General features: G+C 59.8%; 16 protein-coding genes and 2 pseudogenes. 6 read left to right on the forward strand and 12 right to left on the reverse strand.

Going from position 1 to position 23,691, the window contains the following annotated elements; translation table 11 throughout:
* Nucleotides 1–183: 183 nt before the first annotated feature.
* From P0D80_RS26915 to P0D80_RS26925, 3 genes are all read right to left on the reverse strand, one after another.
* Nucleotides 184–306: a hypothetical protein gene (locus P0D80_RS26915; protein ID WP_408178753.1), complete on the reverse strand. Its 123-nt coding sequence runs from the start codon at nt 304–306 to the stop codon at nt 184–186.
* A 102-nt stretch (nt 307–408) separates the two neighbouring features.
* On the reverse strand, nt 409–2,097 hold the full coding sequence (locus P0D80_RS26920) for a tannase/feruloyl esterase family alpha/beta hydrolase (RefSeq protein ID WP_408178754.1): 1,689 nt from the start codon (nt 2,095–2,097) through the stop codon (nt 409–411).
* 551 nt (nt 2,098–2,648) lie between these two features.
* Nucleotides 2,649–3,665, reverse strand: coding sequence for an AraC family transcriptional regulator (locus tag P0D80_RS26925; RefSeq protein WP_408287861.1), 1,017 nt, complete (start codon nt 3,663–3,665; stop codon nt 2,649–2,651).
* A 366-nt stretch (nt 3,666–4,031) separates the two neighbouring features.
* Between P0D80_RS26925 and P0D80_RS26930 the strand changes: the two genes are divergently transcribed.
* Nucleotides 4,032–4,799: a 3-hydroxyacyl-CoA dehydrogenase gene (locus tag P0D80_RS26930; protein ID WP_408287864.1), complete on the forward strand. Its 768-nt coding sequence runs from the start codon at nt 4,032–4,034 to the stop codon at nt 4,797–4,799.
* A 153-nt stretch (nt 4,800–4,952) separates the two neighbouring features.
* Nucleotides 4,953–6,161 carry an acetyl-CoA C-acyltransferase gene (locus P0D80_RS26935; protein WP_408287867.1) on the forward strand — a complete coding sequence of 403 codons (1,209 nt, stop codon included), beginning with the start codon at nt 4,953–4,955 and terminating at the stop codon, nt 6,159–6,161.
* A 148-nt stretch (nt 6,162–6,309) separates the two neighbouring features.
* Here the strand turns inward: P0D80_RS26935 and P0D80_RS26940 are convergent, their stop codons facing one another.
* Entirely contained in the window at nt 6,310–8,223 is a 1,914-nt protein-coding gene (locus P0D80_RS26940; protein ID WP_408178758.1) for an SMP-30/gluconolactonase/LRE family protein, read from the reverse strand.
* A gap of 698 nt (nt 8,224–8,921) precedes the next feature.
* Here P0D80_RS26940 and P0D80_RS26945 point away from each other — a divergent pair.
* On the forward strand, nt 8,922–10,235 hold the full coding sequence (locus P0D80_RS26945; protein ID WP_408287871.1) for an MFS transporter: 1,314 nt from the start codon (nt 8,922–8,924) through the stop codon (nt 10,233–10,235).
* 407 nt (nt 10,236–10,642) lie between these two features.
* Here the strand turns inward: P0D80_RS26945 and P0D80_RS26950 are convergent.
* Nucleotides 10,643–11,256 (reverse strand): annotated as a pseudogene (locus P0D80_RS26950) (tyrosine-type recombinase/integrase).
* Nucleotides 11,257–11,881: 625 nt separating this feature from the next.
* Here P0D80_RS26950 and P0D80_RS26955 point away from each other — a divergent pair.
* Nucleotides 11,882–12,997: a transglutaminase domain-containing protein gene (locus tag P0D80_RS26955; protein WP_408287874.1), complete on the forward strand. Its 1,116-nt coding sequence runs from the start codon at nt 11,882–11,884 to the stop codon at nt 12,995–12,997.
* A 437-nt stretch (nt 12,998–13,434) separates the two neighbouring features.
* Here P0D80_RS26955 and P0D80_RS26960 read toward each other — a convergent pair whose 3' ends face one another.
* Genes P0D80_RS26960 through P0D80_RS26970 form a run of 3 tightly spaced genes read right to left on the reverse strand, consistent with a single transcriptional unit; the run spans nt 13,435 to nt 14,782 of the window.
* The gene (locus tag P0D80_RS26960; protein ID WP_408178762.1) at nt 13,435–13,626 is read right to left on the reverse strand and encodes a hypothetical protein; all 192 of its coding nucleotides are present in this window, start codon (nt 13,624–13,626) and stop codon (nt 13,435–13,437) included.
* Between the two features lie 2 nt (nt 13,627–13,628).
* A complete protein-coding gene (locus P0D80_RS26965; RefSeq protein ID WP_408178763.1) occupies nt 13,629–14,216 on the reverse strand; it encodes a low temperature requirement protein A in 588 nt (195 codons plus the stop codon).
* Nucleotides 14,198–14,782 (reverse strand): low temperature requirement protein A, encoded by a 585-nt coding sequence (locus P0D80_RS26970; protein ID WP_408287877.1) that lies wholly within the window; start codon nt 14,780–14,782, stop codon nt 14,198–14,200. Before P0D80_RS26970 ends, P0D80_RS26965 begins: the two co-directional genes overlap by 19 nt.
* A gap of 197 nt (nt 14,783–14,979) precedes the next feature.
* On the opposite strand from P0D80_RS26970, the gene P0D80_RS26975 reads away from it, so the two are divergent.
* The gene (locus P0D80_RS26975; protein WP_408178765.1) at nt 14,980–15,282 is read left to right on the forward strand and encodes a phosphatase PAP2 family protein; all 303 of its coding nucleotides are present in this window, start codon (nt 14,980–14,982) and stop codon (nt 15,280–15,282) included.
* Nucleotides 15,283–15,368: 86 nt separating this feature from the next.
* On the opposite strand, the pseudogene P0D80_RS26980 reads toward P0D80_RS26975, so the two are convergent.
* Nucleotides 15,369–15,485 (reverse strand): annotated as a pseudogene (locus P0D80_RS26980) (DUF6723 family protein); the annotation flags it as partial.
* A gap of 335 nt (nt 15,486–15,820) precedes the next feature.
* On the opposite strand from P0D80_RS26980, the gene P0D80_RS26985 reads away from it, so the two are divergent.
* Entirely contained in the window at nt 15,821–16,369 is a 549-nt protein-coding gene (locus P0D80_RS26985) for a group II intron maturase-specific domain-containing protein (RefSeq protein WP_408287881.1), read from the forward strand.
* Nucleotides 16,370–19,070: 2,701 nt separating this feature from the next.
* Here the strand turns inward: P0D80_RS26985 and P0D80_RS26990 are convergent.
* From P0D80_RS26990 to P0D80_RS27000, 3 genes are all read right to left on the reverse strand, one after another.
* Nucleotides 19,071–20,624, reverse strand: coding sequence for an ATP-binding protein (locus P0D80_RS26990; protein WP_408287884.1), 1,554 nt, complete (start codon nt 20,622–20,624; stop codon nt 19,071–19,073).
* Nucleotides 20,625–21,058: 434 nt separating this feature from the next.
* Entirely contained in the window at nt 21,059–22,003 is a 945-nt protein-coding gene (locus P0D80_RS26995) for an AraC family transcriptional regulator (protein WP_408287886.1), read from the reverse strand.
* Nucleotides 22,004–22,301: 298 nt separating this feature from the next.
* Complete coding sequence (locus P0D80_RS27000) at nt 22,302–23,396, reverse strand: L-dopachrome tautomerase-related protein (RefSeq protein ID WP_408288040.1); 1,095 nt, start codon at nt 23,394–23,396, stop codon at nt 22,302–22,304.
* Nucleotides 23,397–23,691 lie beyond the last annotated feature (295 nt).

Below are 23,691 nucleotides of genomic sequence, written 5' to 3' on the forward strand. Positions count from 1 at the left end.
GAACACTCGCGTTTCCGGCGTCGCGCCACTAGCGGCAGTCCAAAATTTGTCAGGCGAGGACACCGATTTCCAGTTGGAGAAATCGGTTCTCGGGGAGTCACGAGAACAACCATATCGGGCCAACCTGCATCGGTTTGCCGTTGGGAGCCGTGAAGCTGCTACAACCGGGGTTGACCGCGTCGATCAGCTCGGCGCGATAGTCGAGTCGAGCGCCGTATAACGGGGGATCTGGAATGCAATGAGCCCGGTCAGTGAGGCGGCGAGCTGGATGCCGTTGCAGGTCGTTGACGGGGTGGTGATTTGCATCGGGCTGGAACGTGCGCACCCCAGTTGCGTCAGCGCTGAAAATTCCGGGCGGAAGGTAACCGCCCGGCACAGCCGATAGGCGCCACTGGGAACCGAACTACTCTAATTCGAGCACACGAAGCTCGCCGCCAGATTCTGGTCGCCACCGATGTATTTGGGCCACTGTGGGTATTCGCACATGGGCCTGGTACGTCCGGCAGTTGCCGGAGTCAGGTCGGTGATAGTCAGATCTTCGGGCTCGATTCCTTTCGTCACCCAGTTGTCCAATGCCGTCAGACCGTCATATGAACCATTAAACTGTCCGCCGGAGCCGTGGGCCGCGCCCGGAACCAGGTAGAACTTCAGAAATTGACTAAGTGGCCCCTGCCCGAATCGGGAGACCAGCCGGTTATAGTAATCAATCGACAATTGCGCTGGAATGAACTGGTCTGATTGCCCATGCTGGAGAATGATCTTGCCGCCGCGGTTCTGGAATTGACTCAAATCAGTGCTAGTGCTGTCCATGAGGGCGCTCACCGCCTGGACGCGGGAGGTTAATGATCCCGGATTAGCGGGATTGAATTTCAAAATGCTCAAGCCAGGGTCGCGAGCGACCGCAAACCGGAGCATGTCATTTGAAAACGTGTAATAAAATGCGCTCTTGCCGACCACCCCAGGCTCGACCATCGCATCGGCGGCTGACGCGCCCCAAGCCAGGCCAGTGGACCAAAAGTCCGCCCCGGTGAATGCGTTATATGCTGGAAAAGTCTGAACTCCGTTTGCCAGACTGAAACTAAAGTCAAGCGGTGCGCCAGCGGTGGTCATCGTATTGATTTGCGCGTCTGACAAGCAAGTGTCTCCGGTGTCGCCCCCGCCGGGGCAGCTAATCACTGTTGGATCGAACACGCATGCTGCAGGGTTACCAATAATGCCGTCGGCGACGCCATCCAGAGCGTCGCATTGCTTCATGACGGCTGCGAGAACGGCCTTGCCTTTAGCAGGCGTGACGTATCCTCCAGGTGCCAGCAGAGATTGCGAGATCCTGCCCATCTGGAGCCATAGTCCTGTTATTCCCGACGCGGGGAAGGTCGAAATAATACCGTCGTAGTCGTGCGGGAATCGTTGCGCCGCGACCAAGGCTTGTCGTCCGCCGCTTGAGCCGCCAATAAAATAACTGTGCGCGAAGTCCGAGCCATATCGGGCCTTTGCAACGTAGGCTGCAAAATCATGTGTCTTCTTGATGTGGTCGCCTGCGTAGTTGGCGAGTGCCTCATCGTTTGTTGCAAACGAACCGTCAAAGGCGTTTCCCTCATGCCCGCTGTCGCTGCCGACCGTTACGTAACCCCTGCGCAGTGGCGTACTGACGCCGGAGGGTTCCGCGCCTATCAAGAACCCATCCATTGGCGGACCCTCGGTATCGGGGATGGTGCCGTCGAATCCTCCGCCACCGAAGTGAACTGCCTTTCCGTTGAAGTTCGTTGGGAGGTCCACTTCCGCCCGAATATCGGGCGCATTGAAATCGACCGGATGGATCGCTCCAAGCACTTTGCAGTACTCACCATTGCTATTACCAGAATCGGTATCAGCAACGAGCGTCGCGGACACGACAGTAGCACCGGTTGTCGGCAACCCAATAGAGCTGGCAGGAACAGTCATACCAGCCAATGCACTGCATTTCGCGGCTGGCGTCACGACTGCGGCGTTTGCCGGTGTGGTTTCATTGCCGCCGCAGCCAGATACGGTAACGGCTGATGCTGCGAATAGAGCACTCACAATAGCCGAGCTTCGGCGGATTCTGAACCGGGTTCTCATTCTCGTCTCCATATATTTTTTGCTGCCGCAATGCGCTGCTCATCGAGGACAATATCTCTTATCTCCACTGATTCGGTGACGCGTTGGCGAGAAAATTGCTGCCCAAATAAGCGATAACGCTTCACTTATTTTGCGCCGGTGATCAAGTGCGGGGCTCTCGTGGAGCCGACTCCGGTTACTCTGTGCAACCGGGCGCGAGGCTTGTTCTGATTTGCCGAACGCGACTGCAGTGTCAGCCTGGCTGGGACGTCAATCCATGTCCGCCGACCTCAGTTTGCATGAGGTGTGTGGACACGCTGGGCTTTCGATGTGCTTCGTGCGTTGGCTGTCCTCCACCCCGAGAATTCAAGTGAGGATGAGTGGAATGCCGCTTCGGCGCTGCCCGCCTGTATGCGATTCATCAGTTGCACGGCCTTGCTTTGCCTAGCCTCGGCAGCTCTGCTTTTGCGCAACGCTCGTTTGGAAACGACGATCGAGCCTTTCGACCGCTCAGACGTACAAGCAGGTCGGAACGCTCCAATTCCGCCATGACAACAGTACGAGTTCTAACGTTAAGAGTTTGCCCTGCCGTGGCGGTACATTCCCGGGCTGGCCCCCGTCCACTTCCTGAAGGCCCTGTGAAAAGCACTGGTTTCTTGAAATCCAGTCCGTGCAGCGACTTCAGCGACCGTGAGAGAACTGCTGGAAAACAACTCGATGGCGATGTCACGGCGCAATTCGTCTTTCAGTTGCCGGTAGTTCGTGCCTTCGGCCAACAGGCGGCGTTGCAGCGTGGCCGCGGATAGATTCAGTAACCGCGATAGCGCGTCGAGGTCCGGCCAGTCGTCGGGGGCCTGGTTTCTTAGTCGGCGCCTGACCATGGCCGTAGTGCTCGATTCATTGCGATACTTGACCAGGATATTGGCTGGTGCGTTTTCCAGGAATACACGGAGGCTCGCTTCCGTTCCGGACAGTTTGAGCCCGAGGAAACTGCGATCGAACCGGATCAGGGTCTCCTCTGCGGAGAACGTCACATCCTCGCAGAAGCGCATGCGGTAGTCGCTGTCATCGATTGGTGCGGACGCGCGAAACCTCATCTCGATCAGTGGAATCCGTCTGCGTGCGAGCCAGCATGCAAGACCGTGCACGAGGATGAACCACGTCCCGTAGGCAAAGAGCCGGCGTGTCCGCCCATCGTCATGCAGGATGATCACTGCATGCTCGCCTTCGCAGCGCAACTCCCCGTGAATGTCGTCGAGAACGGCCCGCAGGAATTTCAGCATGCGACGCAGCGCGTGTTCCAGATTGTCCGCATGCAGCACCGCGTGACACATCAGAGCGTAACTACCCCGGCGCAGTGCGTGGCTGTCGAGACCAAAGAACTCGTCGTCCATCAAGTCGGCCAGAGCCGCCCACAGGAGCGAAAAGGCCAACGCCGGCACACGGGCCCTCGGCGCATTCAACAATTCTGCCGCGATTCCAGCGTGCTGGAGGACGGCCGACACATCGAGATTCCGTTGTGTCGCCACGAGAATTGCCTCACGTACCAGGCTGATAGAGGTTGTGCCCTTGTCTTGAGCGTCATTCATGGTCAGGCTCACCCGCAGAAAGTGTACTGATGTTAATCGCTGCCGGGCGCAAGCGAAACCTGCTACCCGACTGAACGCGGGCAGTCATCGGCCGAAGAACGCTGCCGGGCGACCCAATCCCCGCCCGATATGTCCGAAGGGCCCATGCATGGAGAGGTCTATGGGCATGTGCGCACGCTCGCCTGCCGCTTACCATGACCATTCGGTTCATCGTCGCGAATCTGCCCTTGTTGACCGAGGTAATGCAGCGTGCCGGTCATATCACATGACCATGCAAGGGCATCCATGGCTCCGGAAACCGGTGCTTACACCGAAGCACGGGCCAAGTGCGTTGCGCGTCAGAGTGGTTACTTTCGGGAGACAGCAGTGCAGATTCAACGTAAAGGATTCGTCGTCACCGGTGGCGGCTCAGGGCTCGGCGCGGCCACGGCGCGCCGTCTGGTGGCGGGTGGCGCCTCGGTGCTGCTTGTAGACCTGGACCAGGACGCGGGTACTGCGATGGCGGAGGAACTCGGCCGCAATGCCCAATTCGCCAAGGCTGACATATCCGACTCAGCGAGCGCAGAGCGCGCGTTGGCCGCGTTTTGCGACACCTTCGGCGCGTTGCATGGCCTGATCAATTGCGCAGGCGTTGCCCCCGCCGAGAAAGTGCTCGGACGCGAAGGCCCGCACCGACTAGAAAGTTTCGCGCGCACTGTTCACGTCAACCTGATCGGCACTTTCAACATGGTACGGCTGGCCGCAGCCTGCATGGCCAGGAACATGCCCGAGACTGATGGCGAGCGTGGGGTGATCATCAATACTGCTTCAGTCGCCGCCTTCGATGGCCAGATTGGGCAGGCAGGCTATGCTGCGTCCAAAGGCGGTGTCGTCGCGATGACGCTGCCTATCGCGCGGGAATTGGCCCGCAATGGCATTCGCGTGCTTGCGGTCGCGCCTGGAATCATGGAGACGCCGATGCTCAAAGGAATGCCCACCGAGGTACAAGACGCCCTTGGGAAGATGGCCCCCTTTCCCGCGCGCCTTGGTCGGCCAGAAGAATTCGCGGGCCTTGTGGTGCACATCCTCTCAAACGCCTACCTCAACGGTGAGGTGATCCGCCTTGATGGCGGCATCCGTATGGCGGCAAGGTGAACTCGGCGTCTGGAGTGCACGTCATTGTTCCGGCTACCGCCTTGCTTGAGTTCGGCGAGTCGCCGAATCCGGAAGGGCTCAGATGACCCGCGGACTGCCAGACTTTCCCTACCTTCTTGCAACGCCGCCGCGCAGCGGCGGATGGAGACTAGCATGCCTATCTCTTCGACTTCAGATGATCCTGTCGTTATCGTCGGTGCCGCACGCACGGCGCTAGGCGGCTTCCAGGGCGACTTTGCGTCGCTCACGGCTCCGCAACTCGGCGCCAGCGCCATCCGTGCCGCATTCGATCGCGCAGGGCTGCAGCCAGAGGCGGTAGACGAGATACTCATGGGCTGCGTGCTGCCCGCCGGCCTGGGGCAGGCACCCGCACGCCAAGCGGCGCTGAGAGCCGGTTTGCCGCTTTCGGCGGGGTGCACCACGATCAACAAGGTCTGCGGCTCGGGTATGAAGGCAACGATGCTTGCGCACGATCTGCTGCTGACTGGGAGTCAACAGGTGATCGTGGCCGGCGGCATGGAGTCCATGAGCAACGCGCCCTACCTGTTGCCCAAGGCCTGCTCGGGCCAGCGCCTGGGACACGGCCAGGTACTGGACCACATGTTCTTCGACGGCCTGGAGGATCACTACGGCCTCGCCACCCGTGGCCGCCTTATGGGCACCTTCGCCGATGACTGCGCGCGCGACTTCGGTTTCACGCGCGATGCACAGGACGCCTTTGCTTCCACCTCCACGCTGCGTGCGCAACAGGCGCAGCGTGACGGCTTGTTGCGGTGGGAGATCACGCCGGTGGCGGTGACGGGCCGCAGCGGCGAGAAACTCGTCGACGAGGACGAGGCGCCAGCGAAGGCAGAACTGGCCAAGATCCCCAGCCTCAAACCCGCCTTTGGAAAGGACGGCACAGTCACGGCGGCGAGTTCGGCCTCGATCGCCGATGGAGCAGCGGCCATGGTGCTGATGCGCCGGTCCACCGCGCACGAGCGCGGTCTAACATCGCTGGCCGTTATCCGCGGGCACGCCACACAGTCTCAGGAGCCGGCCTGGTTTACCACTGCGCCCGTGGGCGCGATCCAGAAGCTGCTAGCCAAGGTGGGGTGGCAGGCGGCCGATGTAGACCTGTGGGAAATTAACGAGGCATTTGCCGTGGTCGTCATGGCCGCCATGCGCGAACTATCGCTTCCGCACGAGCGCGTGAACGTGCATGGAGGTGCTTGCGCGCTGGGTCACCCGATCGGCGCAACGGGCGCGCGCCTCGTCGTGACGCTCCTGAGCGCACTCCGCCAGCGCGGCGAGACGCGAGGCGTCGCGAGTCTGTGCATCGGTGGTGGCGAGGCCACGGCGCTGGCAATCGAGATCGTCTAAGCAACAATCATCCGTTGGCAAGCGGCTAGCGGTACGGAAGGCCGCACCGGATTTTCCGGCCGAGCGCTGCCTGTGGAAAGAAACAAGGTCAATAAGTCGACATGACGTGAGGTGCTCGCCGGGGCGTAGCCGCGACGAGCACTGTCGTTCAGTGTGTCCAGCGATAGATGATGACGCTGGCCCCGTTGTAGTTGTCCTTCGTGATCACGTACTCCCCGGTCGACCGACGGTACGATCGAAGGCCGTACATCGAATCCACGTCATTGCCGACGTACACGGTGTTGGGGTTGCTGTTGATCAACGTGGTGTCCAGGCTGCCTGTGGTGAGATTGAAGGCATCGATGTTGGGCACAGTGTGTACGTATCCGACGAAGAGATAGTTGCCGGCCGCCGTGATCGACTTGGGATTGGCGCTGGTGAGGTTGATTACCGGATTGGGAACGGTCGTGTTGCCTGCGAGCCAGCCGTGATACACCTCGATCCGCGTTCCGATCGACGTCCAGTCCGCGCCCCCGGCAACTCCCTGTGCCAGGATCATCGTGTCGCTTTCCGGCAGGTAGATGATCCGCGTCAATGGCGTGATCGTGCCCGGAATGGGCGTTGCAATCCCTGCATCCCAACTCGGCTTACCATTGGCATCGAAGCCGGTCAGCGGAAAGTGCCAGATGGCATTCGTCTTGTCCAAACCGGCCCAGACGTCCCCTTTGCTGTCGAGGCAGAATCCGTCCCTGACCGGTGCGGTCGTATTGAACGCCGTACCCGGAAGCGTCGCGTCCGGTATTGCGATGTAGCCATTCGCAGCATTGAAGTGGAAGAAGTAGAAGGTATCGGGATTCTGGCTGGAGTCCACGAGGATCCGGTTGGCGCCGATGGTGGCAAGTTGGCCGAAGTGCTCACCCCGTGTGCGATCGTTGATGTTGATGCGTGGATCGGATGGATAGTCGATTGGATCGACCGTGTTCGCTACGAAGGTTCCCCCAGCGGTGCCGGTGTAGATGTTGGTCCCTCCATAGAAGTACGCGCCGTCGGTAGCCGGGTCCGGAGCGGCGACCCCCTCGAAGTTCAGAGACTGAAGCTTCCATTGCAGGTGGCCAGAACTGTCGTAGGAGTGAATGTCGGTGCCGCCGTCGCGGCCGAGGTCCCAGCTTCCGCCCCACGGGTTGTTGAGCACGTACAGGTTGCCGGCGGCGTCTTTGCCGATGCCTGTGACGCGGGTAAAACGCCTGTCGCCAACCTGGCCTTTGATTCCCGTTGTCGTATCGAGATACCCCCCCTGAATGCCAAATGTACTGATCAGAAATGGAATGACCAAAGTGTTATAGATCTTGATATTCATGTCGGGGCCCGCGTCGCCGATCATGAGAAACCCGGTCGACGAATCGAGATACAGCGAGGACGGTCGAGAGGCGACGGACATCTGGATGGTGTTCACGAGCACGCCGGCCGGATTGAATTCGAGGATCGCGCCCGCGCTCTTCTGCGCAACCCAGATGTTTCCTGCGCTGTCCACCGCGAGCGCGCCAGGGCTTGAGACGGCGATATCCTGCCGCCAGACGCCGTCGGTGGTGTAGACGCGGATGCGATTTCCAGGCGAGTCGCTCGCATAAAGGAGCGAGCCCGACGTCGCGAGTCCCGTGATTACATCAGCCCGCTGCTCAGTCGTTGTCGCGCTGACCGAGATGAGAAAGTCGCGAGTTTGAGTGGTTCGGTTGTACCGCCCGACCGTGCCGCTGCCGTAACTGGCATTAAATTGCAGAGCGGCGAAGATCGAAGTTGCGTTACCCGTAATGGCGCTGCCCTGAAACTCGCCGTGACCTCCTATGGATCCCAGGCTTTGGCCGTTCTGGTATATCGCGACGCCACCTTCGTTTTCGTCCCACATGGAAGCCGTGTAGATTACGCCCTCGGGCGCTATCCACATGGAGCGCGCGACGCTACCCACGCGGGTAGCGTTGGTCCCATATGTGTTCGCCACCCAGTCGGTGGTGTACTGTCCATGGCACTCTGGCGCAAGCGTGGCGATCAGAAGGGCGGTGAGGAACGTGGCATAGATTCGTTTCATGATAGTGAAGCGTGCCCTCCTGAGGCACCTGAATCGGGGGATTGCGATTTGGCCCATGCTCGCGGCGTTGACAACCTGATGGGCTTCACATGGGGACCGACTGATGGTTCCTGTGGTTGCCTTCCCTGTCGTGCCGGCATGCGCGCTATGGGCTGGAAGATTCTTCGATCGGGAAGGGTCGTCTTCGATGCGTGCCGGGCGCCGTTCGCCGCTCCAGCAAGTGTCGCGTCTGTCCAACTCGACGCTGTTCGAGCGGTATATCGGCGAGGTGCGGAAAAGGTTGAGCTGTTCGCGTTTCCAGCACAGGCAAACGCGTTAAAGCCCAACCCGAGCAGCGCTTTTAGCTGGTCTGCGAAGTGGATCAGCGTTCACGTGCCAACTGGCAGTTCGGGGTGGCAGGCGTGGCCCGCGAGCGGGTGATTTCTCGCGAGGCGAAGGTGCGGTGAGGGCCGACTAGCGAAGTTCGCGGCCGGGGGGCATCTGACCGGACTCGGCCGGCTTCCGAAGTTCTGGGCTCGGCCAGGAAGGGACACTCGACACACCTCCGTGAATTGCTGACAATCGCTATCCGAAGCGTCGCCAGTCGCGAATCGGCCATGTATGGCGTCCACTAATGAAACGTCGGCCTCTGGAGACGTGCATCTAAACGGCGAGAAAAATGTTGAGGTAGCATCATCGAACTCAACAGGGGGAAGACGGTGTTTCGGGAAATCAAAGCTCGCATAAACTCAATCGGCGTCCCTCTTGCCAGTCTGCTTCTCAGCGATCTGATGAGGATCTTGGCAGAAATGGTTGGCTATATCACGCTCCCTTGGTGGATCGTTCACCGGGGTGGCGCGCATGACTTGGCGATCTACAGCGTAAGCATTGCCATCACCACGGTTTTTGCAATGCCACTGCTTTCGCCACTAGGGGATCGCTACGCAAAGAGACCGCAGATTGCATGGGGTCTATGCACCCTGATGGTCGTCGCCTTTACCCTCGCTACGCTCGCCTCGCTGTCCGACTACCGACTTATGCTCATCATCTGCATAGGCGTGGTCACTGTTATAGCGAAAGCTTTCATCGATCCGGCCAGTTCCACCATTTCGGCCGAACTTCTTCCGGCGAGTCGTTTGGCGGCAGCGCTTCAACATCGTAAATCGACGCAAGCGGCTGGTCGTGCCTTAGGTCCAGCATTGGCTGGCGCGACACTGGCCTTGGGCGGTATCGCTGCAACATTTTGGATGAACGGCATACTGCTCGGCGTCGCTGCTTACGTGACTTTGCAGCTTCCGTCCCAATCTCAGCATCGCGAACACCATCGCAGTTTAGCCCGTTGGTGGAAAGACCTGTGCGCCGGACTGCACGCTAAATGGATCGTCCCGTTGGAGCGCGGCTGGACACTTGTAAACTTCCTCGTCTGGATATTCCAAGGCCCCGCAGTCGGCATGCTGATCCCGCTCAAAGTGCAATCACTTGGGCTGTCGGGTCTCTGGCTAGGTGTTTGCGAAGCGGCCTTATCCATAGGTTTACTACTCGGAAGCTTTCGTGGTTCTGATGCACTAGTCAGTCGTTTCGGCCGATTCAACGTCCGGGTGGGGGCCGCTATGTGCGAAGGCCTGGCTCTTGCTGCTTCGGGCTGGGCCCATTCACCCATCGTTCTCGTATTAGCCTTCACATGTGTGGGTTTCGCCAATGCATCGATGGGACTCGTTGGCGCGACTCACCGCTCATTGGCTATCCCGCAGAATTTCCGCGTGCGCATTCTCGCTGCCAGCATGATGACCACACAGATTGCGGGCATTCTTGGACCGATGATCGCAGGCGCGGCGCTCACGCATTGGGCGGTGGGCAAGGTCTATACATGCTTCGGCCTCGCCACTTGTCTGCTCGCTTTTGGTTTTGTCCTGATACCGCGATCGCGCGAATTCTTTGCGCTCAACCACGATCAGGTGAAAGATTGGTTTCGTCACGAATATCCCCATGCATTCGAATCACGCACGGTGCCCGAATCGAGACCGACTGTGTAGATCGCAACGCTGCAAGGATCATGAAATGCCATGTGTATGTGCGGGTTAGTCTTAACCAGAGACATGATCGAATGACCGCTTTGTAGCGATTTAATCGACCGCTCAGGGTCGACATGACTCACTCGCAAAAAACGGAAGCTGACATTCGACAGTGCGGAGGCACGAATGTCAGCAAAGCGATTCTCGAGTTGCCGCAGGTTTTTTTATCGGCGACCGTCAGCAAAGGCCGAGTCGAACGCATAGGCTGTCCGGCAGGGTTCCGCACCGAAGCGGCCGCTACGATGATCGTCCTGCGGCGACGACCACACCGGCACAAGTCCGCCGGTTTTGCCTCCAGAGCGCCGCGCTGGAGATTGGCCGCACGAACCGGGATGTAGCATCGCTTCGCGCGGCCAGACCCAGCTACACTAGATTTCAGTCTGCTCCGAAATCTCAAGCGCGTCGTCGACTTCGATGCCCAGGTACCTGATTGTGCTTTCAATCTTGCTATGGCCGAGCAGCAACTGCACCGCCCTGAGATTCTTTGTGCGCTTGTAAATCAAGGTTGCCTTTGTACGGCGCATCGAATGAGTGCCGTACGCTGTCGGATCCAACCCTGCGGCATCCGCCCATCGACGTATCATCCTGGCATATTGCCGGGTTGAAAGGTGCGGGGACGCCAATAGTCGGCTCGGAAAGAGGTACTGCTCCGACCTGAGGGCAGCTTTTCAAGCCACGCGCCGACCGCCTTCCGGGTCGACTCGGTCAGTTCAAACTGGACAGGGCGTTGTGTCTTTCGCTGAATGACTTGCGCCCTCGCCAGAACCTGATTGCCGTGCGTAACGTCACGGACTCGCAGACTCACAAGATCACAACCACGCAGTTTGCTGTCGATTGCAAGGTTGAACAGCGCGAGATCGCGGACAGCGTGAGCGTTCTGAAGGTAGATCCGGATGGCCCAGACGTCTTTCGGCTTTAGCGGCGGCTTCTGCCCGACCAGCTTGCCTTTGTTCCATGCCTCACGGGATTGTTCGGTCTTCATGGCAATCTCCCCCAGGGATGACGGGAGTTCGATCGTGGTACCTGACCTTGACGCCTGCTCTGGACGGATTTGACCGAGGTTCGCACCCGGCCCGGCCAGGTGTTGCCGTTCAGCATCCAACGATCGCCTTCACCCCTTCACCCGGACGGCTGGTCAGAAACAGACTCCTGCCCGTGACCTACAGGTAAGTTTCGCCCTTTGCGGGCATGCCAAGTCACAGCTCAGTATGCGACTTTGGCTCGCATTCCCGACATTCGCGGTTCGACCGCGGCGCTGAACGTTTGGTCGAGAAAGCAGGCGAATCCGTTGCTGTCGATCCCAACGCAGATGCTGTTGCTTCGACCGCGCGTGGAACCCCACTTCGCTCAGGGCAAAGTGTGCGGATGACGCTAACAGGTATCGCGTGTCTGTTGGGCGGCGGGCGTCACGAGGCGTTTTCAGCACGCTGCCCGCAAAGACAATTTCTTGTTTAATCAATGGCGTAGAGCGACACGACGGATTGGCACGTCGCATGCAATGTTGGTTTCAAGCCAGCGTTGCCTTGCGCGCATAGCGTAAAACGGCATCGGGCGGCTTCGAAACACCAGGCGCATCGGCGCCCGGTGTGGCTTCCGGGAGTTTACATATGCCGCTCGCTCGACCGCTCCTCTGCTTTCTCCAGTGCTCGTTCGCGGCCGCGATGCTTTTGCCCGCCGTCGTGGGCGCCGCGAACCTGCCGGCCGCATCGCAACGCTATGCATCCGGCACGCGCGACGCGGGTCCCAGCGATTCGGCCACGCCTCACACACTGAAAGCTGGTATCGAGCGCCTGCGCACCGGGACGTGGTGGGAAGCCAACCGCAAGATCCGCCCGGAGCTCGCGCAAGTCGGCGACCTGATGTTCCTCCTGCCGCTTGCCGACACGAAGCTCGAACCATCGTCTGACGCGATCGGCCGCGTGCAGCGCCTGCGCGAAGCGCTGCGCACCCACCTGACGCGCGAACCCGCCGGCTGGACCAGCCTCGTTGCGCAAGTGCGGGCAGAGCGTGTCAAGGCCGGCGATGCGTCAGCCGTGCTGCTCGCCGACGCGCTCGTCAACCAGGTTCCCTACCGCGACGGAACCGACGGCAGCTACTACGCGCCGGCGCGGTTCTTCGCCGAAAGCGGCGTGTGCAAGGATTTCGCCGTCGCCAAATACCTCCTGCTGCGCGACGCGGGTTTCGACATCGCGCGGCTGCGTCTCGTCTCGCTCGCGCCACGCTACAACAACACGCCGGACGACTGGCATGTCATCCTTGTCGTGCAGATCGACGTCGCGAGCGAACCGCTCGCACTCGATTCACCGAGCGCGCCGACAGCCAAGCGCACCGGCGATACGACCAATGAAGCATCGGCTTCGAGCGGTCCGTCCGCGCTGCTCGGCGCGATCCTCGCTGGCCGAGAGCCCGCCGACGCGGTGCTGCGCGCGCCCGCGGGACCGCTTGCCACGCCGCTCAGCCGGTCGGGCCAGGCGCGGCGGCCGCTTGCGACAGTGTTCAATGAACAGGGGAGCCGGTCATTCGAACGCGCCGCGCCGGGCGCACTGCGGCGCGCGTCGGCGGCCGGCCGAAACTCGAACGCGATGTATGTCGACGAAATGGGTAAGCCATGGAAAGTCGACGGCTCAGGGACGTTTCCGAAGTGGCGCGTCGCCGATGATCAGGCAGATGAGCTGGCGAAGCCGGGTCCGGCGGCAGGGCTGATACGCGTGGTGGCACGCTGACTGAGGCATGCATGGCGGGCGCCCGACGCCGCCGCGATAAGGGTACTCACGAGAACGTACCTGCATGCCGTCCCGGTGTAGGAACGGACTTCGGCCTTAGCCGACGTTTGTCTGACGCGGGCACAGCGGCCGCTGCAGGACGATGAGCGGCCGAACGATAGGAGGACTGGTTGATGTCACCTCCGTCGCTTGCAATAGGCGGTCATCAACTCAAAATCCAATTAGGAGTCAACCGCCTCCAATGCGGAAGTCTAGTCGATATTTGACCATCGCTTCCTGAATGCCAACAAGGTAAAGCGTTAGACACTGGTAAAATTCGACGATGCGCCGCTCCACAGATCGTGACTCCGGTTCCTGCAGCCTTTTCGCGCTCGGCCTGGTGCGACAGGGCCCCCCGACTCTCCGCCAGCGGGTCGAGTCGAACGGAGGGAAGCCGGCTATATGATTATCAGAGCCCCGGTGCGCACCAGTTCGTCCCAATCGCCGACTTCCGCACTACGCATCCCCATCAGGATGTCGTGCGGCCCCGGTGTCGGAAGCGGCAGATCGTCCATCAGCACCATCTCTTCGCCACAGGCCCTGATGGCACAGCCGCGCATCGTGGCTGGAGAACTTGCGGTGTCGCTCATGGCTAGTCTCCTGTGATAGCGCTGTCGCGCGGACGGTCGTGACGCTGGGGCGGGACGTTCAGGTATCTGAGACTGAGGAAAGCATAACAAATCACCGCAGCGGTAAGACCGAGCAAGATGTAAGAGGTTCTGGACAATAGCAGGGCAAACCCGGTCAACACGAAGACGACCAGGGTGTTGACGACCAGTTGGCGCCGCAACTCGGGACGCTCCATGAAATAGCCGTACTGCTTGCCAATGAAAAAGCAGACCGCGCCGATGACCGACAGTACCCGGAAATCGGATACCACTATATCGTCCAGGGTCGCGTGCCGGATCAGGCTCGCTAAAATCGACAGGCCGATGAAGACGAAAAAGTGCGAGTACAGGACCGAATGGCCGGTAGTGAGCTTCTGTTTGGTCAGCAGGTGAAAACTGTCAAAGTAGACCCACCAGATGCCCGATATCATCACGAAGCCGGTGGCGGCCGTCAGCAGCCTCTCCACAGTCCAGCTGATGTTGGCCAGTCCCATGGACAGGCTGCTAACGGACTCTCCCAGCATGATGATCGTGAGCAGACCCACACGCTCGATCAGGTGCTCGGTATGCACTGGGATGACCTGGAGACGACGCGGCAAAAAAAGATGAACACAATCAGATCGAACAGTATTCCAAGGTAAAACACGACATATCGCTGTGGCGCCGGGAACAGGATCGAAGCGAGGCTGATGGTGGTGCCAGCGACGATTACCCAGCCAACTGCCGTTGTGAGTGCCTCGCTTTCCTTATGCCGGTCTTCGGACACGAAATACATCATGGCGACGATGTATTTTGAACCGACGTAGCAGACGATGATGGCCTCAACGCTGGCCAGGAATCGTCGGTCGATCAGGCCTGAGATGATAATCAGCAGGAACATGATGAACAGGGTTGCCAGCCGATGCTTCCGGTCATCGGCATCGAACCGATTGGCATACATCGTGTGGCTGGCCCAAATCCACCACAAAGGTATGAAAATCAGGACGAATTTCCAGAACTGGAGTGGGTCAAGATGACCCTCGCGCGTGTGGCTCAAGATATGCGTTACGTCAGCGATCGTCACCGCAAAAATCAGGTCGAAGAACGCCTCGAGCCAAGTGGTATGGCGATTGGACTCGAAATACTTTATGTTGTGCATATCGCCTCATTGTCGTGCTTGCGCCGGGGGCACATCCGCGGGTTATGTCGCGATAAGAATGGCAGGACGAGGCGGCTCATAGATTATCTAGGATTGGTTACATAATGATCGAATAGTGGGCGCTGACGAGGTCATCGACTACCGCCAGGGCGACGTACTTGCCGAGGTCATGCGCCTGACCAAGGGCCGCGGGGTCGATGAATGCCTGGTTTCAGGGAGGACACAGTTTTCCGAGCGGCGAAGTGACGCTCCAGGCCAGCTTCGTGACGCCTTTCATCGTCCACTATGGACGGCGCTACCCTGCTGTATGGGCGCTTGAGCTTTTGCCGCTCTACGATGGCATTGCTCGCATGAAATCGCACGCCCATTGGCAGACGGACGTTCTCGGTGGTTGGGCGCTCGGCACAGCCGTTGGCTACCTGACGACGACATGGGAGACGCCGGTATCTGTCATGATACTTCCTCACGGTTTGGCCATTGGATTGTCCAAGCGGTTCTAGACTCTCATCGCAACGAACTCGACGAAGTGGCTCGTAAGCGGCGATCGGCACAATCCACGCCAACAGGCGGTTGCTCATGATTCGTGTCAGTAGAGTTCCGCACGCTCAAGATCAGCGTTAACAATTTCTTCGCCGCGCCGCTGTGCAGCCTCGAGTGCCTCCTCAATCGTCCGGAACGGAACGATCACTTCGGCTCCGTCGAACGGGTAAAGGAGTCAGTCGTCTCTCGACTTTCAGCGTACCGTAGTAACCGCTTGCGGTAGTGCCGTGAGTCGAGGTGTAGATATCAAATCCTTGGACTCCCGTCTATGAGCAAGATCGGTGTGCATTTTGATGGTCTCGACTGCGTCCGTACATTCGGCTTTTAATGTGCCGCCATCGGCACGAGCCATCATGGATATTTGCGCGCTTGCCCCTCATCGGCCTGTTGGCTTCGTAATGCAGCCGCCGGATATATCAGGATCTACAAGCGCCGGTCAGACCGGTTCGCCATGCGTGCCGCCTCTTGCGCAATCGTGGACGGAGTGCAGGTACCTCGGTGCGGCGCAGTCTTGGCAGTCGAATTGTGACCTACGCTGACGATCTTGTGATTCTGTGCAAGCCGGGTATGGCGGAAGACGCCTTATCGCGACTACGCGAGATCATGCGCAAGCTGGAAGTGACGGTCAACGAGGAGAAGACGCGAATCTGCAAGGTACCGGAAGGCGAATTCGACTTCCTGGGTTACACGTTTGGGCGGTTGTACTCGGCCACGACTGGGCAGGCCCGTATGGGCATGCGTCCATCGAAGAAGAGTATCCGTCGCATGGTCGAGAAGATTCATGCGATGACCGCCCTCAAAACGGTATGGCATGAGACCACGGAGTTGGTGGGCAAGTTGAACCGAACGCTGTGCGGCTGGGCGAACTACTTCAACGTAGGCACGGACAGACGCGCGTATCGGGCGCTCGACAGCTACACCGCTGCGCGGTTTCGTCGGTGGTTACGCAACAAGTACAAAGCCAGGCGGACCAGGCGCGGGAGCTTTCCACGCCCGCACCTTTACAAGCACTTCGGTCTTGTGCGTCTGACGGGGCCTTGGGTGTAACGTGCCGTGTACGAAGGCGTGATGTCTTGTCCGAGAGCCGGATGCGGGAGATCTGCATGTCCGGTTCGCTGAGCGGGATGTGGAAACGGGGTTAAGGCGACGGTTACTCGGGCACCGCGAGACGAAAGGGGCGGCAACAGACAAACCGAACCTACCGCTACCGCGCCACATCTCGACTCTACCGAAACTGTGAGTTGGCGAATGCAGGAAACGGCCCTCTGCGCGACGCTGTTAATGGCGGCAACCCGACACATCGCCGACGTCCAAGGAAGCCTCGTCGAAGGTCCGCAAAGGCCGATAAAGGAGTGCTCGTCGTTAACAAGCGGATGGCCGGTTACGGAGGCGGAGCCGACGCCTGAATGTCCGACCGACGACGCACATGAACGACGGGTTGTGGCCGACAGTACGCGTTCGGCGTGGTCGATCGTAAGCCTCCCTTCGGCAGAATTCGCCTAGGCGAATGGCAGCTTCGTGGAGCCGCATGTCGCCGGGTGCAATCGGCCAGGAGCTGACGCTGACGAAAGGCAGCTTTCGTACCCCAGCACTTGGCTGATGAAGCTGGATGCCACCATGTTTCCGCGCCAACTGGCTCACTACGTGAGCTACCCCTGAAGTTCGTTGCTGAGCAGGAGAAGAAGACTCTCGAGAGCCTGCGACCGTAGAGCTACGAAAGCGGGTTCCAAAAACCTAGCAGGCTGTTGAAAACGATTTTGGGTTGAGAAACGTCGCTGATTCAAGGGTCATCGAACCCTTGTCGCACTCGAAATAATCGCTTGTCGCGCGTTCTGAGCGGTCGGCTTCTACGCGCAGTGGGAGCCGAACTCAAATTTCAAAGCCTGCTGGGCCGGAACGGTCCGAAGCTACGCCTGCTGAGACACCGGTAAGCCGTCCAAGGCCAACGCCTTCAACGCTCACGCCAGGAAACCCTCACTACAAGCGCTACGCGCTTAGTGGCGGGAGGGAATTCATTCACGCAGTTCAGCATCACAAACCCCGCCATCGCGCAAGAGTGCCAGAGAGCATCTCGAAAAGCGCTGCAGCGGCCGCGCCGAACAACGCCGACATCCCAAACACGACAAGGTCCAGGAGATCTTTGAGCTGGGAACTAGTAGCACGTACGACCAGCTCTGCGTGGGGGATACCTTGGCCCGGATAGATAGTACCGGGGTCCGGCTCCGCAGTTACGGAGTTCGTATCGTGGAATCGACGAACGGTGGCTTCCGGCTTCACCAAGCCGGTGGGAGAGGCCCGTATATCGTCGAACGAGGCATCGAATTCGACCGTCGTTTTGGCCTGGATGGGCGCAGGCCGTGGAGGCCACGGTAACGGACCGACAGCCAGGGGCCCTTCAATCCACAACGCCTGACGCCACTCTAGTTGCGCGATACCCTTGACCCCACTGAGCATGCGTTTCGGCCACGCGTAAATGGATGCATATGCCGTCCGACCGTTGAAAACGATTGGCGCGCGAACAAAGTATTCCCCCATGTTGTTTCGCCGAACGGGGTCCGGCCTCCTCCAGACAACAATGCCAGCTGACGTGTCGACCGGACTTTCAGCGGCAGGGTCAATTTATTCAAAGAATCGATCTGCGGAATGCACGATTCGAAGTCCTCACTTTGCACAGGCTGGGTGAATTGCGCGTCGCGCCAGAACCTAAAGGTCAAGGCCATGGGTTTCATATCCGTCGGCCGTTCTTGGAGCCTGACCTCTCGCGGAGACATTGGCAGGAGGTCGCGCCAGCTCTTCAATCCAGCGGGGATGGATGTGCCAAGGTGCACATCGATGTAGAGCTCGCGGAGAAAGACTTTTCGAACCACGCATCGAGCGACCTCGTCGTCACCCAATTCGTCTCCCCACTGGCCAGAGACGATTACCTCAAGCGCCTCCTGTTCCGAAGATAGTTTCAGCGCGCCAGTTGCCACAGCCACAATTAATAGGGCTGCCATAGCCGTTAGCAAGGCAAATAGCATTCGCGGCCGCACAGCTCTAAGGCTGCCCCGCGACGGGGGTAGCGCTTTTGGGACACGTAGCGCCCGGCGGCGCAGAGACTTCCGCACCGGCCGTGACACAGCCACGCGTGGTTTTAGCGGTCTACTCCTAGGGCGACTCGCTGCCGCATGCGATGCGTCCCCGCAAGGCGATGTTGCAATCTGACGGCCCACCCGCCGTCTCTCTTGGAGGCTCAAGAGGATTACGGTGAACGCCGCAGCGGACGCGGCAAGCGTGCCAAGTACGGCTCGTAGACGTGAAGCGCGAGCTTTCAACATGGTTCCGTTGGTCTGCGCATTGCAGGCAGCATATGCCGCCATGCGATGCTCGTAGAAGGGCCACGAGCGGTCCTCGAGGATCGCGTCCAGGGCGTCCCCGATTCAACCAGGCGTCGACGTACTCAGGCTTGATGGGCACGATGCAACGATTATGGCCGGCCGCGGCTTCCTCCGGGAGCGTTTCGTCCGTACCACTGCGAATGACAGTAGTTCTACCAGGTCCGATCCACTTTGACCAAAGCGCCGCGAACAGCATGTCTTGCCAAGGCCTCGGAGCGACCGCTTTGCGGCGACGCACGCCAGGCGGCGGAGGTCGCTATTGGGTCGAACAGAGCTGGTCGTCGTCGGGCTCAGTTCGGCCAACAAGAGTCGTTCGCTGCAGCGAGAAAAGCGTCATTCGGACGACTGCTTCGCCGTGCTACCGGCCCGTTTCAGCCCTCGGCAAACCGAACGAGCTGTCGCGCCAGGTCGGATCCATGCCCGTTACGCCCCCCTGCATCACAGGGGATCTCGGTCAGGGCGGTGCGGCTGCTCTCTGACATTGCGCGGTAGTACGACGCATGTCGATTCGTAAAAAGTTCGGATTCGCCGCTCGCTTTGAGCTTCTCACTTGCATAAGCTCGCGTCGTTTCCATCAGTTGATGCCGGCTGGGTGCGCCGGATCGCAGCGTGACGACCAACGACTTCGCCGTCAGATTCGCGAGCAGGCCGCTGACGTCGTCGGGTGAAAGCCCAGCGTCGCCGACAATCTGCTGGGCAGCGGCGATGCAAAAAGCGCCATCGAAAACCGACAGACGCCGAAGCGCCATCTGTTCCTTCGCGGAAAGTGTTTCGAAGCTCCAGTCCAGCACGTCGGACAGCGTACGGTGCCGATGCAGGGCCGTCATCTGGCCTGACATCCGAAGCCGGAACTGCCCACTCATCAGGTCGGCGAGTACCGGCAGATCGAACGCGTCCATGTGCGCCGCGGCCATCACGATTGCCAGCGGAACGCCATCCAGACGTCTGCAGATATCGATAACGAACGCGGTTATCTCATCGGTCAATTCGAAGTTCGGACAACTCAAAGTGGCGCGATCGAGAAACAATTCGACTGCCGCGCAGTCGAGTGCGTCGGATGCGTCCGGCGTCGACGCGAGCGAAGGAACGGGCAGCGACTCCAGCCGGCGGATCAGTTCGCTCTCGGCGCGCAGCGGTTCCCGGCTGGTTGCCAGAATGACCGCGTTGGGTGCGGACATCAGGATTTTCTCGACGAGGTGCGCCAAGGGGCCGACAAGTCTTTCGCAGCCGTCCAGAACGATGAGCACCCGCCGATTGCCGAGGAACGACTTGATATCGCCGATGGCGTCATCGTTGCTGGCGGCTAAACCGAATCCAGCCCGAACCACGCTCATCAGACATCCGGCGTCCACGACGGTGTCCAGTCCAACGATTGTTACCGAGTTGATATACCCGGCAGGCAATGCGAGACGCGCCGCACACAAGGCGACAACGGTCTTGCCGATCCCTCCCGGTCCGACGACCGTAACGAGCCGCCGCCGGCGGATGTCGTCGACGAGATTCTCGACGAACGCGTCGCGACCCACGACCTTCGCAAGCGGGGCAGGCACGTCTTGCCGCGCAACGGCAGCATCGCTGAAGCTCACGGGTTCCACAAAGCGATAGCCGCGACGTGCAACGGTGTCGACATAAGAACGCGAGCATCCCGCTTCGTTAAACATACGACGTATCGCAGCGATAGCCGAACGCAGATTCGACTCTTCGAGATGAGGCGTGCGCCACGCGCGGGCGATCAGGTCGTCGCGCTCGACGACTTCACCGGCTCTTTCGACCAGCGCGGTAAGAACGTTGCGTGCCGGCTCGCCGATGCGTATGGGCTTTCCGTCACAAAGGAGCAGGTGACGCGAGGGGATGAGGCGAAAAGGACCGAAACGGGCCTCGCCTTCAAGTGCAACAGCGTACTTCGATGTTCCATTCTCTCGCATTGATTTGTGCACTCAGCGTTTAGCGACTGGAACGGCCCATAGTCGAACGCTCAGGCGCTGTGTATGGCGATAGGCCGACGTCGGCACGGTTGCTGCAGCGAATGACGCATCAAGGATCGCCATAGTGATCTTTTCGCCGGGATGAGGGCCCACAGATAGCGTCGTGACGCTATCGCCCGATGAAGCCCAAGCGACACTACCGGACGGCAAGCGCAATTTCTCTTTGCGTGGAACGCGCAACTCTCGTTAGCCGAAGCGTCCCGGATGCCGAGCGATCTTCGCCCGAAGAGGACAGATGACGCGCCTCGTGACTGGCATGAGCCGTTTTGATGCGCTTCAGCACAGAGTCATTTTTACCTGCTTTCGCGGGCGCGATATTGCACGAAAATAACGCGTTTGGAACGAAACTGATGCATACGAAAATGCCGCTTGAGTCATCGACGTTGCCGGCGCCAGACGGCGGGAGTTGCGCCGGCCAATCGACTGAACAGGCGTGTGAAATGGCTCTGGTTGGCAAAGCCGCAGGCCATGGCAATCTCGCTGATTTCGAGCGCCGGCTGCTTTTCCAGCAGGGTCATCGCGTACTGGATGCGCTGCTTCAGCCGCCACTGATGCGGCGCCAAACCCACCGACGTGCGGAACGCCCGCGCAAAATGTCCAGTCGAAAGTCCCAGGACGGCGGCCACTTCTGCAAGCGATATGTCGTGGCGAAAATCCGATCTAAGCAGATCCATTGCACGTCGTTCCTGCCACGGCGCGAGTCCACCCGTTCGCGGAAGTCGCGGTTTAAGGCCGCTGGTCTGCTGGACGAGGTGGGTGACCACGGCATCGAAAATGTGATCCGCAAAAAGCATGCTTGTGCCCGATGGATGTTCCAGTGCGGGCAATAGCGCTTTGGAGAGATGGAACAGGACATCGTCGGGCTCAGACAGAAACGTTTCGCACAGTTCGGGCGCACTCGAATGGCCTAGGTCGCGCGCTTTCGCGTCCAGCGCCGCCTGAGATACCCGAAAGCTCACCGCGTCGAACGACTCGGGGATATGTACCGCATACGATGACTTCTGCGAGTAAATCAGCAGTCCCGTCTCCGGCACCGAAACCGATGTTGCAACGGTCTTACCGTCGGCCTGAACTTCTTCAAGAAAAGTAGGACGCAGGCAACTGGTGACGATGAAGCCGTTAGCCACCTGACTGGGATTCGACCAGCCGGCGCCGGGTGTATGTCGTGCGTGACGAATGACATGCAGCGCCGATTTCTTCAGATCTTTGCTGTAGATGGACTGGTCGACATCGACGCGTCCACGCCAGGCGCGATCGGGCCAGCCACGGGCGATTTCCGCAGTCGGTTTTCGATCCGTACTCTCGTCGTCCAGAGGCATTGTGTTCTCCCAAAACGGGACTCGCATCGAACGCGGCGATGCGTGGTTGAGCTTGCGCGTGTGAGAAGACCGTCGATTTCGCGCTGACGTTGCCAATTGTAAGTCATGCTCCGGTCGTTCGTGACCGTCAGCGCGACGGCCCCGGCGGCAACCCGGAACAGGATTCGTCGTACTATTTGTTGGCGTGGGAATCGATTCGGGAAGTCGCGAGCCGCTGACAGATTCTTTTGGCGGCTCGCGTGAAGCGGCAGCATTGCGCAACCGCTGGACTCGAAAGAGATCGGCGATGCGGGCGAACTCAGCGTGTCGGCGCTGGCCTTGCATCAATACGGATGCGGAACAGGGCATACGGCCTCTTGCGCATATCTTTGCCGCCGTGGAAACCCGGTTGGCGATGCAACTGGTTAGCGGTGAAATACAGATAGCCGTCCGGACCGATCGACATCGTGTCGGGCCACAGGGTGCGGGGGTCGTGCGCAATCGTCCGCCATTGGCCGCCGGGAACGAGTTTGCGTATCGAATCGCGTTCGTAGTCCCCCGCATAGACGGCGCCGTCGGCGTCCGCCTCGAGACCATCGGATGCGCCCTTCTCTCCCAGATCCTTGACGCTCGAAGCGACATCGTGATCGCTGAGTGCGGGATCCCGCAGCGTGTCCGTCGGCACCGAATAAAGATGACGGCTCGACAGCGGGCAGAAGTACAGCGTCTTGCCGTCCGGCGACAACGCGATTCCATCGGACGCGACAGCGAACGCGGAAGTGGTGCCGTCGGCGTTGCGTCCCATCAGCGTTTCACCTTCGACGACCGGCACGAACGAGGGATCAGCCGATGTCGACGGGTCGCCGGTCAGACGCCGGATCGCGGTACCCGTATCGAGATCGACGATGATGATGCCGCCGATGCCGCTCAATGACGAGTCCGTGACATACGCGACGCCGGCGGGGCCCACGCGAAAATCGAATCTGACGTCGTTCACGTACGTGCTCGGCCGCATGACGTTCGCCGGAAAGACGATCGTCCTCACGATCTGATTGGTCTTCGCGGTATCAAGAACCCAGAGCCTGTCCTGACTGTCGGCGACGACGCTTTGCACGCTTATGAAGTGACCGGCCGCGTCTCCGCCGGTTTCACGATTGACCGTCGCGTCGGGATAGGCGACGGCTTTGCCGTTCCGCAGTTCGGCGACAGTAAAGGGGACGTTGTCGCCCCAGCGCGGGTAATTGATGAAAATCCGGCCACTCGCCGTGACAGTGACGCCAGTGGGCATCGCGTCGTAAAACGTCGCGACGGTTTCGAGTCTTCCGATGGTCTGCTCGCGCGCCTGTTGCGGCTTCGCGGCCGCCGAAAGCGCAACGGCCGGGGCGGTCAGACTCGCTACCACCGCTAACGACATGACGGAAGAAGCATTGAATGGCGAGAAAAAGGAATGCCAGCGCACGGTGTGTTACCTCCAGTTTTCACGAGTGTTGCGCGATCGGAATCACGCGTTCTTCAATGCAACGACGCCGCCGTGGGATCCACAAGTCCTTGCAGAATGCGGGAGAACAACTCAGCGTCTGCAACGCGATTTGGGCAAAGCATATTCCGATGACAGCGGATGATCTTTACTCCCGCGCTAAAACTTTCGATTGAGCACGATTCCCGCGAAGGTGTGTCAGAAGGTGTGTCGACGCTGTCGCGACGAGAAC

The sequence above is a fragment of the Paraburkholderia sp. RL17-373-BIF-A genome (genome assembly GCF_046030175.1).
Taxonomy (GTDB): domain Bacteria; phylum Pseudomonadota; class Gammaproteobacteria; order Burkholderiales; family Burkholderiaceae; genus Paraburkholderia.